Source organism: Alkalimonas delamerensis (assembly GCF_030717955.1).
Lineage (GTDB): Bacteria > Pseudomonadota > Gammaproteobacteria > Enterobacterales > Alteromonadaceae > Alkalimonas > Alkalimonas delamerensis.
This window is the reverse complement of record NZ_JAUZVY010000001.1, coordinates 273294-290242: the sequence shown is the minus strand read 5'-3', so window position 1 is coordinate 290242 and position 16949 is coordinate 273294. Positions and strand designations below refer to the sequence as shown.

At 57.3% G+C, this 16949-nt stretch carries 12 protein-coding genes; 6 read left to right on the top strand and 6 right to left on the bottom strand.

Features of this window, described 5'->3' with window-relative positions; genetic code table 11:
* Nucleotides 1–41 precede the first annotated feature (41 nt).
* The 3 genes from Q3O59_RS01320 to Q3O59_RS01310 are packed head-to-tail and all read left to right on the top strand — an operon-like array spanning nt 42 to nt 5020.
* Entirely contained in the window at nt 42–755 is a 714-nt protein-coding gene (locus Q3O59_RS01320; RefSeq protein WP_305943886.1) for a TetR/AcrR family transcriptional regulator, read from the top strand.
* A gap of 57 nt (nt 756–812) precedes the next feature.
* Nucleotides 813–1931 (top strand): efflux RND transporter periplasmic adaptor subunit, encoded by a 1119-nt coding sequence (locus Q3O59_RS01315; protein WP_305943885.1) that lies wholly within the window; start codon nt 813–815, stop codon nt 1929–1931.
* An 11-nt stretch (nt 1932–1942) separates the two neighbouring features.
* Nucleotides 1943–5020, top strand: a complete 3078-nt coding sequence (locus tag Q3O59_RS01310; protein ID WP_305943884.1) for an efflux RND transporter permease subunit — start codon at nt 1943–1945, stop codon at nt 5018–5020.
* Between the two features lie 87 nt (nt 5021–5107).
* On the opposite strand, the gene murQ is transcribed toward Q3O59_RS01310, so the two are convergent.
* Genes murQ through pbp4b form a run of 4 tightly spaced genes read right to left on the bottom strand, consistent with a single transcriptional unit; the run spans nt 5108 to nt 10213 of the window.
* The gene (gene murQ, locus Q3O59_RS01305) at nt 5108–6061 is read right to left on the bottom strand and encodes an N-acetylmuramic acid 6-phosphate etherase (protein WP_305943883.1); all 954 of its coding nucleotides are present in this window, start codon (nt 6059–6061) and stop codon (nt 5108–5110) included.
* On the bottom strand, nt 6058–6951 hold the full coding sequence (locus Q3O59_RS01300) for a glucosamine kinase nucleotide-binding domain-containing protein (RefSeq protein ID WP_305943882.1): 894 nt from the start codon (nt 6949–6951) through the stop codon (nt 6058–6060). The genes murQ and Q3O59_RS01300 overlap by 4 nt, the downstream gene beginning before the upstream one ends.
* Nucleotides 6948–8543, bottom strand: a complete 1596-nt coding sequence (locus tag Q3O59_RS01295; protein WP_305943881.1) for a sodium:solute symporter — start codon at nt 8541–8543, stop codon at nt 6948–6950. Before Q3O59_RS01295 ends, Q3O59_RS01300 begins: the two co-directional genes overlap by 4 nt.
* Before the next feature lie 35 nt (nt 8544–8578).
* The gene (gene pbp4b, locus Q3O59_RS01290) at nt 8579–10213 is read right to left on the bottom strand and encodes a penicillin binding protein PBP4B (protein ID WP_305943880.1); all 1635 of its coding nucleotides are present in this window, start codon (nt 10211–10213) and stop codon (nt 8579–8581) included.
* A gap of 220 nt (nt 10214–10433) precedes the next feature.
* On the opposite strand from pbp4b, the gene Q3O59_RS01285 reads away from it, so the two are divergent.
* Nucleotides 10434–10637, top strand: coding sequence for a hypothetical protein (locus tag Q3O59_RS01285; protein WP_305943879.1), 204 nt, complete (start codon nt 10434–10436; stop codon nt 10635–10637).
* Between the two features lie 7 nt (nt 10638–10644).
* Here the strand turns inward: Q3O59_RS01285 and Q3O59_RS01280 are convergent, their stop codons facing one another.
* A complete protein-coding gene (locus Q3O59_RS01280; protein ID WP_369812337.1) occupies nt 10645–12087 on the bottom strand; it encodes a DNA recombination protein RmuC in 1443 nt (480 codons plus the stop codon).
* A gap of 141 nt (nt 12088–12228) precedes the next feature.
* On the opposite strand from Q3O59_RS01280, the gene Q3O59_RS01275 reads away from it, so the two are divergent.
* Complete coding sequence (locus tag Q3O59_RS01275) at nt 12229–12408, top strand: hypothetical protein (protein ID WP_305943878.1); 180 nt, start codon at nt 12229–12231, stop codon at nt 12406–12408.
* Nucleotides 12409–12566: 158 nt separating this feature from the next.
* The gene (locus Q3O59_RS01270) at nt 12567–14558 is read left to right on the top strand and encodes a S9 family peptidase (protein ID WP_305943877.1); all 1992 of its coding nucleotides are present in this window, start codon (nt 12567–12569) and stop codon (nt 14556–14558) included.
* Between the two features lie 23 nt (nt 14559–14581).
* Here Q3O59_RS01270 and Q3O59_RS01265 read toward each other — a convergent pair whose 3' ends face one another.
* Nucleotides 14582–16873 carry a patatin-like phospholipase family protein gene (locus tag Q3O59_RS01265; protein ID WP_305943876.1) on the bottom strand — a complete coding sequence of 764 codons (2292 nt, stop codon included), beginning with the start codon at nt 16871–16873 and terminating at the stop codon, nt 14582–14584.
* Nucleotides 16874–16949: the final 76 nt, after the last annotated feature.

Sequence of the window (16949 nt, the reverse complement as noted above, 5' to 3'; positions counted from 1 at the left end):
AATCTGGTTCAAAATATGCCACCTTATCAAAAGAGGTGGTTATGGGAACATCGGAACGCAAACAGCGGGAACGGGAAGAACGTGAGCAGCTGTTTCTGGATACAGCAGAGCAGTTGATTGCTGAAGAAGGCTTTTTGCAGCTGCAAATGGCCAAGCTGGCCAAAGCCTGCGATTACGCCACCGGCACCCTGTACCAACACTTTAGTTCAAAAGAAGACTTGCTGATGGCGCTGATGGCCCGTCAGTCCGCGCTGCATTTGGCCCTGTTTGAACGCATTGAGCAATGGCAGGCGCCGTCGCGGATGCGCATCTTCGCCATCTGCGTAGCCGAGCAGGACTTCAACCGTCGTCAAGCCAATTACGTCAAGCTATCGCAGTACGTGATGACCGAAGCGGTGTGGGAAAATGCCTCCGAAGCCAGACGGCAGCAGTTGCTGCAGTGTGGTCAGCCGATTTGTCGTATCGTCAGTGGCATTGTGCAGCAAGCCATCGACGACGGTGATCTGGATCCGCAAGGCGCCAGTACCATGGAGTTGGCTTATGGCACCTGGGCACTCTGTCAGGGCAGCCATACGCTGGAGCACACCCAGGGGTTGCTGGAAGCATTTTCGATTCCTCGCAGCCCCATGACCATGTACCGCAACATGAACCGGTTGCTGAATGGCATGCAGTGGCAGCCGCTGCAGGACCTCAGTCAGCCGGAGCAATTAACCCGCTTGGTGCTGCAAATTGAGCAGCAGCTGGACATTGCATAACACCGAACTTTTTTATCTAGAATCAGTGGCTGCCAGCCAGCCCAGCAAGGAGTCATCATGTTTAAGCGCATGAGTCTGATGTTAGTCGCCGTCTTTATTATCTTTGGCGGCATTTTTGGCTACAAAGCCATTGGCAATTACTTCATGAATCAGTTTTTTGACAACATGCCGATGCCCACAGCCAGCATCACGGCCGCCACAGCCAAGCCGGATCGCTGGGAAGGCGCCATGGCTGCAGTAGGGAATTTTGTGGCCACACAGGGCACCGAGTTAACCAGCGAAGCCAGCGGCATCGTGCGGGAGATTTTGTTCGAAAGTGGTGCTACCGTCGAACAGGGTCAGCTGCTGGTGAAGCTGGACGACAGCATCGACCAACCTGAGCTGGCCCGGTTAAAAGCAGCTGAACGATTGGCTTACATTGAGCTGGAGCGGACCAAGCGGCTGTATCAGGACAATAGCGTTGCCGAGCTGGATCTGCGTCGTCGCGAAAGTGAAGCCGAGCAAGCCAAAGCCGCGGTTCGGATGCAGCAGGCCCGTATTGCGCAAAAAGAAATTCGTGCGCCCTTTAGTGGCATCGTCGGCATTCGTCAGGTCAATTTAGGCCAGCTGGTATCGCCGGGGAGTAAGGTGGTCAGCATTGAAGCGCTGGATCCGATTTACTTGAATTTCACCCTGCCAGAGCAGCAGCTGGCCCGCTTGCACACCGAGCAGCAGGTGCGGGTGCGGATAGACGCCTTCCCCGAGCAGTCGTTCAAAGGTCAGATCACCGCCATCGCCCCGGCGGTGCGCGCTTCCAGTCGTAGCATCGAAATTCAGGCGACCTTAGCCAACCCGGAGCAACAACTGCGCCCGGGTATGTTTGGCCGGGTTGAAGTGCTGACCGGTGACGTGCAAGAAGTGTTGCTGGTGCCGCAAACCGCCATTCAGTTCAATACCTTTGGCAACTCGGTGTTCGTGCTGCGGGAAGAAGATGGCCAGCTCAAAGCCTTCCAGCGCTTTGTGCAAACCGGTGAGCGCCGCGGCGATCTGATCAACATCACTGGCGGACTGGAAACCGGCGATCAGGTGGCAACCTCTGGGCTATTGAAGCTACGGAATGGTGCCGCGGTAAAAGTTAGCGAGAATGGCAATGCCCAGCCCAGTGCCGAGCTGACGCCGCAACCAGCCAATCAATAAGGAAGCCAAAGATGCGCTTTACCGACGTCTTTATTCGTAAGCCCGTGCTGGCAACGGTGGTCAGCCTCTTTATTGTGTTGCTGGGGCTGCGCTCTTTATTCGATATGAATGTGCGCCAGTTCCCGGAAATAAAAAATGCCGTGGTGACGGTTTCCACCGTCTATGTCGGTGCCGATGCCGATTTGATTCAGGGCTTTATCACCAGCCCCTTGGAGCGGGAAATTGCCGCCGCCGAAGGCATTGATTACATTGTATCCACCTCCGTCGCTGGCATGAGCTCCATCGAAGCCTACCTGCGACTGGATTACGATCCGAACGAAGCCCTGACCCAGATTGCCGCTCAGGTGAACAAAGTCCGCTCCGAGTTGCCGGAAAATGCCCGCGATCCTGTGGTCAACCTGAAAGTAGGTCAGGATGTCGCCGCCATGTACCTGTCGTTTTTCAGCGAGGTACTGGGCAACAACCAGATCACCGACTATCTGGTGCGGGTGGTGGAACCACAACTGGCCACCATACCGGGCGTGCAACGGGCGGAAATTCTCGGTGCTCGCACCTACGCGATGCGGATCTGGCTGGATCCAAACCGCATGGCGGCTCTGGGGGTCACCGGCAGCGATGTCACCCAGGCGCTGCGCAGCAACAATGTGCTGGCTGCCCTTGGCCGTACCAAAGGCCAGATGGTGGCAGTGGATCTCAATGCCGCCACCGATCTGCAAAGTGTGGCCGAATTTGAGCAGCTGGTAATTCGTTCCGACAGCGATGCCCTGGTGCGCTTAATGGACATCGCGGAAGTCGAACTGGGCGCTGAAAGCTACGAAAGCTCGGTCAGTTTCAACGGTCTGGCGGCCACCTTTATGGGCATTGAAATCGCACCGGATGCCAATGCGCTGGATGTGATTGCTGAAGTGCGGCGGGTTTGGGACCGCGACATCATTCCACAGTTGCCGGAAGGCTTAGGTGCCGATATTCCGTACGACTCGACCGAATACATCGAAAGTGCCATCAACGAAGTGGTGGTGTCCATTGTGCTGGCGCTGCTGATTGTGGTGTTGGTGATCTACGCCTTTCTGGGCTCGATGCGCAGTGTCATTATTCCAGCCGTGGCCATTCCGGTGTCCCTGGTTGGTACCTTCTTTTTAATGTGGCTGCTGGGCTTTTCCATTAACCTGCTCACCTTGCTGGCCATGGTGCTTGCCATCGGCATTGTGGTGGATGACGCCATCATTATGCTGGAAAACATTCACCGCTTTATGGAAGAAGGCAAATCCCGCACCGAGGCCGCGATCTTAGGCGCCCGCCAACTGGCCTGGCCCATTATTTCCATGTCCACCACCTTAGTAGCGGTTTTTATTCCAATTGGTTTTGTCGGCGGACTAACCGGGGTCCTCTTTGTAGAATTTGCCTTTACCCTGGCAGCCACGGTGATTTTATCCGGTGTGGTGGCATTGACGCTGTCGCCGGTGATGTGCGCCTACATCTTAAAAGCACATAAATCCGAGGCCGATAAACCGCGTTTGGAAGCCTGGCTGGATCGGCGCTTTGCCAGTCTGCGCCGCGGTTACCAGAAACAGCTGCATGGTGCCCTGAACTACTTGCCAGTGCTGCTGACCTTTGGTGGTATCGTGCTGGTGTCCTGCTACTTCTTGTTTGTAACCAGCCCATCGGAGCTGGAGCCGGCTGAAGATCAGGGCTTTGTGTTCTCCATTCTAAATGCCGACAGCTTTGCCACCCTGGATTATCTGGAGCGCAACACCAAAGAGCTGAACCGCTTGCTGGATGAGATTCCAGAGCTGGAAAATGTATTTATTATCAATGGCATGGGCGGCACCAATACCGCCATTGCTGGCCTGGTGTTATCCCCTTGGGATCAGCGCAGCCGCAGCACTCAGCAGGTACTGGAAACGCAAATTCAACCATTTCTGGATGGCTTACCAGGCCTGAACAGCTTTGCGCTGGTGCCGCCTTCTTTGCCCTCACCTGGTGGCGGCTTGCCGGTAGAGTTTGTTATTGGCTCTACGCAGCCGTTCGAAGCCTTGCAGGAGGTTGCACAGCAAATCATGGGCCGCGCCATGGCCAGTGGTCGCTTTATTTTTGTCGATAACGACCTGAAGATTGACCGGCCACGGCAAACCGTGCATGTCGACCGGGACAAAGCAGCTCTGATGGGTGTTAGCATGCAACAAGTCGCCGCCGATCTGGGCAGCTTGCTGGCGGGTGCCGATGCCGGTCGTTTCGCCATGGACAACCGCTCGTACCGAGTGATCCCACAGGTCGAGCGACTGGAACGCTTAAACCCCGAGCAGCTGAAAAATTACTACACCCGCAATCGCGATGGTGAGCTAGTGCCGTTATCCACCTTAGTCACGCTGGAAGAGAGTGTGCAACCGCAGGCGCTGAAAGGATTTCAGCAGCTCAATGCGGTCACCATCTCCGGGCTGCCTCGCCCTGGCGTCCCTCTGGGTGAAGCCCTGGCGGTGCTGGATGAGATTGCCGCAGAAGTGCTGCCCGCCGGCTTCACCGTCGATTACGCCGGTCAATCGCGGCAGTTCAAAGCCGAAGGCCAGCAATTGGTGATCACCTTCTTCTTTGCTTTGATTGTGATTTTCCTGGTGCTGGCGGCGCAGTTTGAGTCGTTCAAAAATGCCGTCATTATTCTGGTCACCGTACCGATGAGTGTTTGCGGTGCGCTGATCTTTATCAGTCTGGGCTTTACCAGTTTGAATATCTACACCCAGGTTGGCTTGCTGACTCTGGTAGGGCTGATTGCCAAGCACGGTATTTTGATTGTCGAGTTTGCCAACCAGTTGCAGCAGGAAGGTCGTAGTAAACGCGAAGCCATTGAAGAAGCCACTGCCGTGCGGCTGCGGCCGATCTTAATGACCACCGCCGCCACCGTGCTGGCGATGATCCCACTGCTGGTCGCCAGTGGCGCCGGAGCCGCCTCCCGCTATGCAATGGGCTTGGTGATCGCCAGCGGCATGACCATTGGCACCGCCTTTACCTTGTTTGTGGTGCCAGCGATGTACCTGTTGCTGGCGCGTGATCTGAGCAGCGATCCGGATAAGCTGGAGCCGGTGAGCGAGCAGTAAAGGCTTTACCCGTTAGCGCTTTTGGCCGGGGTTTTGCCCGGCCCTGCCCACACCAGCGTAGTGCTGTTACAGGTACGCTGGTTTTTTTTATCCGTCACCTTGCTGCTGAAGCGCACGGCTTAAACTGCCCGACTGCTTTGCCAGCAAGGCCCTGGCGTCTTCCTTGCCAAGGCCGCTCAGCAAACGCAGAATGGCCAGCTTGGCCTGGTAGTCGCTGTCCTCCAGCATCTGTCGTGCTTGCTGATGACTGCACCCGGTCGCTTCCACCACGATACGGGCCGCCCGCACCACTAACTTTTGGTTGCTGGCATGCAAGTCCACCATCAGGTTCTGATAGACCTTGCCACTGCGTACCATGCTGGCAGTTGACAACATATTCAGCAGCAGCTTTTGCGCCGTGCCGGATTTCATCCGGGTCGAGCCGGTCAGCACCTCGGGCCCAACCGGGGCGCAAAGTGGAATATCGGCGCTTTGCAGCACGGCCGTGCCCGGGTTGCAGCTGATACCAACCGTGGTGCAGCCCAGTGTCTGAGCATACTGCATCGCGGCCACCACATAGGGGGTGCGGCCACTGGCAGCGATACCAACCAGCACATCGGCCGCGCTGAGCCCCAGGGCTTTCACATCCAGTACCCCTTGAGCGGCGTTGTCTTCGGCTCCTTCCACCGCTTGTAAAATGGCCGCTGGCCCCCCGGCAATCAAGGCCTGAACCTGCTCGGGTGGCGTGCTGAAGGTTGGCGGGCATTCGGCTGCATCCAGAATCCCCAAGCGGCCGCTGGTACCGGCACCGATGTAAATCAGCCGGCCGCCGCCAGCGAAAGCTGCGACAATGGCATCCACCGCTCTGGCGACATCCGGCAAGATGCCGGCTATCACCGCAGGCACCTGCTGATCGGCCTGATTGATGCGTTGCAGCAGCTCCAGCGTATCCAGCTGATCCAAATCCATCGTCTCTGGATTGCGGCTTTCGGATAAAAAGCCCGTTAACTGCTGCAGCAGTTGCTGTTCGCTGGTCGCGTCCAGTGGCGGCGCTTTGCTCATACCCGTGGCTCCGTTTTTTCCAATTCGCCCTGGCGCCAACGCTCGGCCAGCAGCAAGGCACCGTCCACCGAGGTTCCCGCCGCCGGAATCACCTGACGGCGGATCCGTTCAGGCAAATGCGGCAAGGTGCCTTCGGCCAGACCGCCCAGGATCACCACAGGCAGGGTGACATCCAGACAGGTCAGATCAATCAGTGCCACCACATCGGCAACATAGCGCTCAAAGACTTTGGCCGCTTGCGGGCACTGCTCCGCCAAAGGCAGTACCAGCGGGGCCAGCCGCGAAAAGTCATTGACCACCGCATGCTTGAGCCACCCCAAAATATTTGCCGGATCCGTGCCAATGACGGCGGTGACGGCTTTGGCCAGCCGGGAGTCAAAACTGCGGCGCCGGTCAAACTCATCCAGCACCTGGCGCACCGCCATCTTGCCAAGAATAGCGCCACTGCCTTCATCGCCTATGTTAAAGCCCCAGCCACCAAACTGGCGCTCCTCGCCATTGGCTTCCAGCCGCATGCCGACCGAGCCGGTCCCAAGCGCCACCACCGCCACAGGCTGGCCGGCGTTGGCACCCCAAACCGAGGTTTTGGCGTCGGTGGTGACCCACAACTGTGGGCAAAGCTCAGCCAGATGCAGCTCCAGTGAGGTACGCAACTGGACATTACCGGCACCCGGCACGCCGGCTACTACTGTGACCTGCTCGCCCCGGCACTGCGCCAGCTCGAACAAGTTGCTGATCAGTTGGTACAAGGTGGCAGCGGCATTGTTGTAATCGTTGGTCAGGGATGCCGAGCCCATTTTCAATTGCCAGCTGCGACCCGTCGCCGGATGCAGCAAACGTCCCAGTGTTTTGGTTCCTCCGGCATCAATGCCGAGAATGTAGTCGGTCACACACTTTCTCCTGTGACTTCAGATGATAAGGAAGGCTGCTGCGCAGGAGCGCGTCCCAAACAACACACACAAGTAGCTACTAAAGTACCCAGACAAAGCTGCCAGGTAAAGCCCAAATCCCACTGACTGAGCCTGGGGCCAACAAATTGCAGCACATACGGCTGAAACAGCAAGGGCACCAGGAAACCGCAGAGCAGCGCGGCGGCGACACTGCTGGCATTGCCACGGCGGGTAAATAGCACGGTAAAGTACACGCCCAACAGACCGCTGTACGAAAACACCATCACGCTCAGTGCAAAGGGCAGCAGCGGCATGTCACTGAACTGCTGCCAGTAAAAGCACAGCACAGCCATCGCCGACAAAGCCGTTGCAGTTAGCAGCATGCCAACACGACCGGCCCGAACAAAATGCAGCTCAGAGGTCGCCGGTTGCCGTCGCTGCCGCCAGGGCCGATAGAGATCGGTCACCAGCACCGAAGCCATGGAGTTCAAACCGGATGTCATGGTCGACAAAGCGGCGGCAACCACCCCCACAGTCACCAGCCCCCGCAAACCTGCCGGCATTTCATTCAACACAAAATACATAAAGACCGTCACGGTTTCACCGCCAAAGGTCGTGCCCAGCTCGCTGCTGCCCTGCAGCATCAAGTCCGGGCGCTGGTAAAACACATAGAGCAACATGCCGATGGCAATAAACAGCAGCATCACCGGAATGATCATCAGCACCGACAACAGCATAGCGCCAGCGCCCTGCCGCGCTGTTTTGCAGGTCAATACCCGTTGAGTCATGTCTTGATCCAACCCAAAGGCAGCGATATTCAGCAGCACAAAGCCGGTAATCGCCGACCAAAAGGTAAAAACGCCGGCAGAGCTGAAGTCCAGTGAAAAGTCGAGCAACTGCAATTTGGAACCGCTGCCGTCGACAGGCTGACGCAAGGCCTGAAGCACGGCTCCGCTATCAGCCGGGATCAACCACCACAGATAAAACAGCACGGCCAGTGCCGCGACCACATAGACTGCACACTGGAATGCATCGGTATAAATGACCGAGCGAATGCCGCCAACCACCGAGTACGCCAAAGCGCCAAAGGCCAAGAGCCCAATCGACATCACCACACTGCTGGCTTCAATGTTATGAAACACCACCATGGCAACCGCAATGGCCGCCATGTACAGCCGGGCCCCGCTGGCAAACACCCGGCCAAACAGATACATACTGCCGGCCTGACGCTTGGCCCCGGCGCCAAAACGCTGCTCCAGCAAGCCATAGACGGTGGTGACTCTGGCCTGGTAATAACGCGGGATCAGATACGCCATCACCAGCAAGGCTGCGATCAAGGCCCCAATATTGGTGGCAAGATAACTTAAATCACCACGAAAACCCTGATCCGGCCCGCCGAGGAAAGTCGCTGCCGACTGCGAAGTGGCCATCACCGAAATCGCAACCGCCCACAATGGCATTTGATTGCCGGCCAAGAAAAAGTCGCTGGCATTGCCCTGTCGGCGTTGGCTGAGCACCCAGCCCAAGGCTGCCAACAGCAGGAAATAACCGCCAAACACTACCCAGTCCAGCGCTGTCAATTTAATGTCCATGGTACTCCTTTTTCTTCGCCGCCCGGGCTGGTTGTTTACAAGCCCAGCATGGCTTCGTACACCAGGCTCATGATGCTGCCATAACGCCCGGTTTCGAATCGATCGCCACTGAATTCATAGCCCGCCCCCTGAGGCAGAATGGGCGAATGTTTTTTATTGGTCAACAACACCACCAGCAAATCGTAATAGGGGTCGACCAAGGTCGCAGTCCCGGTCCAGCCGGTGTGACCAAAGGCATATCGGCTGGCATAAGGACCAAAGTGCCAGGCCAGCTCACCACCCACGGCGGTGCGCCAACCCAAGCCAAAGCGGTGATCCTGCACCGAGGGCCGGACAAACTGCTGGATCACGGCTTGACTGAACAGTGGCACATCGCCATAACCGCCATGCTGAGCCAGCAGCATCAGTTTGGCCAACTCGCGTGCGGTGCTGAACAACCCCGCATGACCGGCCACCCCGGCCATCGAATGAAATGCTTTTTCATCATGCACTTCGCCCCGAATCACCCCGCGGCGCATGCCCGGAAAAGGCCGGGCCATGCCTGCCCGGTAATTGCCGTCCAGCTCGGTGGCCGCGATCTCAGCCGCTGGAACCCCCTTCTGTAAAGGGTTGAACAGAGTGCGCTTCAACCCCAGTGGTTGATACAACTCTTGTTCCAGATAGCGGTCTAATGACAACCCAGTCAGTTGCTCAACCAAAACGCCCAACAGCATAAAGCCGGTATCGCTGTAGCGGCTTTGCTGGCCGCGCGGCCGCTCAAAGGGCACCTGTTCAACCAGCAACCGGCGGGTGCGCTCGGGCTCCACCGAGTAAAAGTCCGCTCCCAGCGGATTGTCAGGCCGGAAAAAGTGCAGCTCGGGGCTGTAGCCGGCACTGTGATCCAACAGGTCCCGCACCAAACGCTGCTCCCGGCCATCGCCCCGATAATCAGGCAGATAACGCTGAACCGGGGCATTGATATCCAGTTTGCCCTCGCTGACCAGCTTCATCACCGCATAGAGGGTTCCGTACATCTTGCTGTTCGATGCCAGGTCAAACAGGGTGTCGGTCCGCATCGGCACCGGCTGCTCCAGCAGCTGGCCATGGCGGTCGTAGCGCTTGGCATAACCGTAGGCGCTTTCTTTGACCACCCGGCCATTTTTCGCAATCAACAACACAGCACCGGGAAAACCGGCGGCAACCTCCTGCTCAATCAGCGCATCCAGTTCGGCCAGGCGCTTAGCTGAAAAGCCAGCCTCGGTTGCCGAGCCATCTTTCAGTCTGGGGTAATCCAGTCGAAGCTGGATACTGGCCCCGGCCGGCTTTACCTCGGCCACCCGCAACTGATTCAGACCATCGCGGGTAACCCCCGCCAGCGACAACACCATCGGATGCTTGCTCAGCTCGGCTGGCAGCGTCAGCACCTGGCCATTGACCAAAATACGGGCCGAACTGGCCTGCTGCATATCCAGCCAGAGTGCGCCCTGGCCCTGATAGCTGTAAAAAATTCGCCGGTCGTTCACCCAAGCCCGCTGGCTTCGCTGCTCAGGAAGCGTCAGGCTAAGCTGAGCCGGCTCGCGCACCGGCACCGGCCAGTCGGCCGCTCCCGCCTGGCGGGGTTCAGCGCTAAGCCCGGGACTGAGCCACAAAGCAGCCGTCACGGCCAAAAAAAGCAGCGTCTTGCCGGTCATCCCAAATCTCCTGTTGTTGTTAAGTCTGACAGGCTTGCACCTGCCGGATCGATAAACGGGTCTGTCGATGTTACGCACATCGTTTCAGCCTGAAAGCTGGGTTCTGGTCAGGCTGATATTTTGCCTGGCGACGGCCAAACACTGCGATTTCACATGCAAATAGCGGCCAATTGCCGTACACTACGCGCCGATTTCTGGTCTGGCTTTACAGGAAAAGGTTATGGAACTGCTGTTATCATCCTCGTTGTTCGCTGTCACCATCATCAGCCTGGTGCTGGGTTTAAGCTGCCTGCTCTATGCCTGCACCTTACCGTCCACGCAAACTCCCGAGCAAAAAGCCGAGGCCCGCATTGAGTTCGGCGTCTTTAGCGCTGGCGCTTTTGCAATATTGGCGGTGATGCTGTTCGCACTCTGCTACGGTTAGGTTGCCGCTAGCCAGCCGGTTCAGAGCGCTGTTCGCCTGAGCCCGGATGCAACTCCAGCCGGGCTTTTTCTACCAGTTCGGCATCCAGCTCACTGGTGACCGCCACGCCGAGCTCTTTAAACTCGGCGGCTTGTTTAATCAGGTTGCCACGACCGCTGTACAGCTGACTAAAGGCTTTGTCGTAACTGTCGCGCGCCTTATCCAACTGCTTGCCCACCCCTTGCATGCTTTCCAGAAAGAGTTTCAACTTGCTGTAAAACTTTTCGGCCCGGCTGGCCAGCTCCGCACTGTGCTTGCTTTGGTCCTCAAAACGCCACAGCTGCCGGACAATATTCAAACTGGTCAGTAAGGTGGTCGGCGTGGCCACCAACACATTGCGCTGCAAGGCTCTTTGGTACAAATCCGGGTCGAACTTCAGGGCTTCGACATAGGCCGACTCAATCGGAATAAACAAGAACACCACTTCGGGCGAATTGAGGCCATTGAGCTGATAATAACTTTTATCGGCCAACTCGGCGATGCGATCTTTCACCGCCTGACAGTGCTCCCGCAGGGCCAGACTGCGGCTGTTTTCATCCTCGGCATTGACATATCGGGTATACGCCGCCAGAGAGGTCTTGGCATCGATCACCAAATGGCGCTGCTGCGGTAAGTAGACAATGGCATCCGGTCGACGCTTGCCGTCCTCGCTGTCAAAGCTGACTTCGCGCTGATAATCCACCCCGGCGCGTAAACCCGAGTTATCCAGCACATTTTCCAGCATCAATTCCCCCCAATTGCCCTGCACTTTTTTCTGCCCTTGCAGTGCCTTGGTCAATTGCTCCGCCTGCTCGGTAATGCGATTATTCAGCTGCTGCAGATTGATCAGCTCGGTTTTCAGCGCACTGCGTTGTTGCAGTTCATCGCTGTGGATGCGTTCCATTTTATCGCGAAAGCCTTTCATATCCTGTTGCAGCGGTGACAACAGCTGCTGCAACTGCTGCTGGCTTAACGCACTGAAGGCTTTGCCTTTGCGCTCCAACACCTCCTGCGCCAACAACTCAAACTCTTTTTTCAGCTGCTCACGGCTATCCGTCATCAACTTAAGCTGTTCCGTAAAATGCTGCTCTTTGGCTGCCAGGGTACTGTGCAGCCGGTCGTGCTGCTCCTTGATTGCCAGGTAATCTGCTTGCTGCTGTTGCTGCTGCTGCCGGCTCTCGGCCAATTGCAAATCCCGTTCACGCAATTCGGTTTGCCGCACCTGCAACTGCTCACGGTAACGCAGCGCCAACTCCGTCTGCGCCTGCAATTCTTGCTGCAGTTGCTGCACTTGCAGCCGGGTCTGCTGCAGTTCTTGTTGCAGCAAGGCCTGGGCCAGACGCTGCCTCTGCCATAGCAGCAGCATGGCAAGCAGCGACACCAGCGCGACCGCAGCCGTCGCTGCCAGTGCGTAAAACTGAGTTTCGTTCATCGCATTCAATCTCAGAGCTATTCATACGCCTATGCTGACGGATCCAGCGCTGTGGCTCAAGTGGAAATCCCTGAAGATGGCTTCATTCAAGGATCGATTCGTACTAGACTACAGCTTTAAAAATCGTTGCCGGAGACTGGGATGCCACCCATTATTATGATTCTTGGGCTGCTTTTTGTGGCCCTCTTTGTGTTGGTCACTGTACTGGAAAAGTACGGCAAAAAACGCAGTGATGAAGAGCTGAGTCAAATTAGCCGTTTTATTTTTCCTTTGGTGGGCATTGTGCTGCTGGCCCAACTGCTGTACATGTTGTTTCGCTAATAAATACCCATCTCAAAAGGTGGGCACTGCGAAACGGCTGGAATGCCGTTTCAGGATAACAACGAATTATCTCAGCCAGGGTGCAGGCAAACGGTTTTGCCTTGTCACCAGCCAGCATTTAAGCTGAAATCTGCCGCGACCCATTCAGGAGTATACCGATGATCCGCTTGTTGCTTGCTTGTACTTTGCTGTTTTCTTTGGCGCTTCAGGCCGCTCCCCGCGGCATGGAACCGGACGATTATTACCGTTTCGTTTTCGTAGCCGATCCACAGTTGGCGCCGGATGGCAGCCAGGTTGCCTTTGTGCACAGCACCATTGCCAACGACAAGCGCAAACGCCGCAGCAACCTGTGGCTGGTGGCGACCGACGGCAGTTCGGAGCCGCGCCAGCTGACTTTTAGCGACGGGGATCGCAGCCCACGCTGGTCACCCGATGGCCGGAAGCTGGCCTTTATCTCGGGTCGAGGTGAAGGGCAGCAACTGCACCTGCTGCCCCTTGATGGCGGTGAAGCGCGTGCCATCACCCGATTGCAACAAGCCGGGATCCGCGACTTTAGCTGGTCTCCCGATGGCAAGCAGTTGCTGCTGACCTTGTCGGTTGATCCCGAGCTCCCTGATCCAAATCAGCAACCAGCCAAAGCAGAACAGCCCGAAGCCGACATCGTGGTCATTCGCCATGCCTTGTACAAAAGCGATGGGGCTGGCTACCTGAATGAGCGACGTTCAGGACTCTGGCTACTGGACCTGGCCAGCGAAGAACTGACCCGCTTAACCGGTGATGCGCGCTGGCACGATCACTCGGCGCAATTCTCCCCCGATGGCCGCCAGATTGTGTTCGCCTCAGACCGCAGCGCCGATGCGCTGGAAGGCAGCATGCAGCAAGATCTCTTTGTACTGGAGCTAAGCAACCAGCAGCTGACCCGGCTGCAAACCCTACCTGGCCAGGCCAGCACCCCCCACTGGTCACCGGATGGTCGTGAGCTGTTGTACCGCCATCAGGCCGACTACTTTGAGCCAGAACACCTGGTCATTCACCGGCTGCGCGATGGTCACAACAGACGCATTGCCAACGATTGGGATCGTTCAGCCTCCAGCCTGCACTGGCCTGAACGCGGCCGGGTCTTGATGGGTGCCGATCACCTGGGATCACGCCCGTTGTTTGAGCTGAATTTGCGCCGCGACCGTACCAGCATTCGCTTGAGCGAACACGGCAGTGCCGGCAGCTTTAGTTTTGCTGCCAATGGCAAAGCCCTGAGCTACCTGTGGCAAGACGAGCAACAGCTGCCGGAGGTCTGGTTTCAGCAGGGCAACCGGGCGCCACGGCAACTGACATTTTTCAATCAAGATCTGCTAAGTGAGCTGGCCCTGCAACCACTGCAGCCGTTTTGGTTTGAGCACGACCAGGGCCAAAGTCAGGGCTTTTTACTCAAACCTGTTGGTTGGCAAGCGGGCCAGTCTTACCCGCTAATTTTAAACATCAAGGGTGGCCCGGGCGGCATGTGGGGCCATCAGTGGTTCCATGAATTCCAGATGATGGCCGCTGCTGGTTATGCGGTAGTCTTTACCAACTACCGTGGCAGCACTGGCTATGGCTATGAGCACCAAAATGCCGTCCATGCCGATTACGGCGGTGTCGATTACCGCGACAATATGGCGGTGCTTGATGCCGTGCTGCAGGCCAATGACTGGCTGGACCCGGCGCGGCTTTACATTACCGGCGGCAGCCATGGTGGCTTTCTGACCAACTGGATCACCACACAAACCGACCGCTTTACCGCCGCCGTCACCCAACGCAGTGTTAGCAACTGGTTGTCGGAAGCCGGCACTCAGCAGTACCCGCCGAACTCCATGCGCCGCGAATTTGCTGGCACCCTCTGGCAAAATTTCGAGCTGTACTGGGGGCGCTCGCCGCTGAAATACGCCGATCGGGTGCAAACACCGACGCTGATTATTCACAGCACCGACGATCACATCACCCCAATAGGCCAGGGCGAAGAGTGGTTTTTTGCCTTAAAAGCCAATGAGGTACCGGTTGAGATGGTGGTGTTTAAAGGCGAAGGCCACAGCCTGTCGCGCAATGGCACCCCGGTCAATCTGGTCGAGCGGCTCAAGCGCATTCTGGACTGGTTCGAACGCCACCCAGGAACCTGAACAGGCCGGCGCGAACAAGGGCGCTAGAAAGAGTGGCCTAAGGACAAATACCAGGAATCAATTTGGCTACGGTCGTCGCTTTCAGCGCGGCCATAGCCAAAAAACAATGGCCCCAGCGGGCTGTCCCAGCCCAAAAACACCGAGCCCGCCCACAACCAGGTATCGGTTTGCTGGGCCTGATTTACCCCCAGCAAGTCGTCCTGCACCCGACCTCGTTCAATGGAGCCACCGAGGTACCAGGGCATGTTCAAAAATGACATCTGCGGCTGAGTCAGTTGGTACTGATACACCAAACTGCCAAAGCTGACGGTACTGCCATACAAGTACTGATGCGGGTAACCGGACAAATTTAAAAAACCGCCCAGACTGAACTGCTCCAGAATAAGATCCGGATCGGTATTGCGGTAACGCTGCCAGCGCCAGCGGCTGTGCAGGCGATGCCTTTGCCAGCTTTTGGCTGCCAACAGATCCAACTGCCAGCTGCGACTGCTGCCCCGCTCAGCGCCAGAGCGGTCATCCAGCCATTGCCATTCGCTATTCAGCAGAATACCTCGCCCCGGAAAACTGATGTTGTCCAGCGTATCCCAGCGGCCTTGCAGCACAGGGCCGTGCCGCTGATAGGACAGCCGCATGCCGGCATCGGCCTCGCGCAACGAGCCGGGAGCCCGATAGCGGCCTACCCGACGGGTCCAGCCGCTGGCCAGCGTCAGGTGATCACTGAGATTCCAGCCCGCCAGCGCCGTGCTGTTGAACTCACTGTGATTGAGATCGCCCAGTGAACGACGGCTTTCATCCTCCAGCACCTGGCGCTCACTAAAAGCAGCCAGGCGGCCACTGACAAAGGTTGCCGGGCTTAGCAGTGGCCAGTACAGCTCGGTACTGAGCAGCTTGTCACTGCCAATGGCCAGCTCGGAGTACCACTCAGCCCCCAACGGGCTGAGGTTGGTGTACACATAACTGGCCGCCAACTGGTAATGATGCTTATTCTGAAAATCGTCTTCAAACCGCAGACGGAAATTCAAATAACCCGGTCCCCAGCTTTTTTCCTGCACCTGCACCCTCAACTCGGTCTGGTCGTCTGGCAGCAAACTCAGCTGCTGCGAGACCCGCTCAAACACATCCAGGCCATAAAGACGACGCATGCCCTGAGAAACCAAACCGCTGTCGTAGGGATCGCCAGGCTGAATGCCCAACCGCGCCAACAGCAGTGAGTCGGCCAGTGCGGACTGATTCTGCAACACGACATGGTCAATCTGCTGCTCGGCTGCTTCGGGTAACCGGTGGCTTTGCAGCCAGTGCTGATAGCGCCTGGAGTCAACCGACCAGCTGGGCAAGGCTTCGGCCGCAGCTGCCGTCTGATAGCCAATGGCACTGGTTTCCATCAAGCGCTCGAACTCCAGGGTCCCGATCCCGCTCAGCTCTGGTTGCAGTAGAATGTCCTGCTCACGCAATAAGGCCAACTGAGCAGCCAGGCCCCGTCGCACCAAAAAACTGGTCAGCTGCTCGGACACACTAAAGGCATCGGTCAGGTCTTCTTTATTTAACAAGGGCGCATCAATGCTAACGGCAATGATCCGCTCAGCACCAAGCGACAAGGCCACATCCACCGGCAAGTTGTTGGCAACGCCCCCATCCACCAAAATACGCTGGTCAATTTCCATCGGACTAACCACTCCGGGAATGGACATCGACGCCTGCACCGCTTGCAACAAACTGCCCTGCCCCAAAATCACCGCATCACCGGTCACCAGGTCTGCCGCCACCGCCCGAAACGGAATGGCCAGCGCATCAAAGTCCAGCTGATTGGCCTGGACCCCATAGGCGCGCTGCAACAGCTCGGCCATGGCCTGACCATGCAAGACGCCTTTGGGCAGATGCACGCCATCCAGGCGTACCCCAAGCTCCAGTTGGATGGGGTAGGCATCGCGCTGTTGTTTGCGCCGGGCCGGCATCTCATGCCGTTGTACCCGATCCTGAAAGCCTTCGCCCCAGGGCAGGTTGCTCAGAATGGCTTCTATGTGCTCGGGGCTCTTGCCACTGGCATAAAGCCCCCCGACAAAAGCACCGATGCTGGTACCTATCACCATGTCGACCGGGATCTGCTGCTCTTCCAGATAACGAATCACGCCAAGGTGGGCGCCACCCCGCGCGCCCCCACCGCCCAAAACCAAGGCCGTGCAAGGCCGGTCGGTCACGGTGTCACAAGGGCCCTGCGACTCTCCAAAGGACAGCGGCTCGGCGGCAGCAACGGCACAACCAAGCAAGCTACCCAGCGTAATCAGTCGTTTGATGTCGATGCCTTTGCCGTATCCCATGCTCTTTCTCCCGATGGCGATAAAATAGAGTTTGTTATCCAAGGCAAAACCTTGCTAAGGTTAGACTAACTTAGCT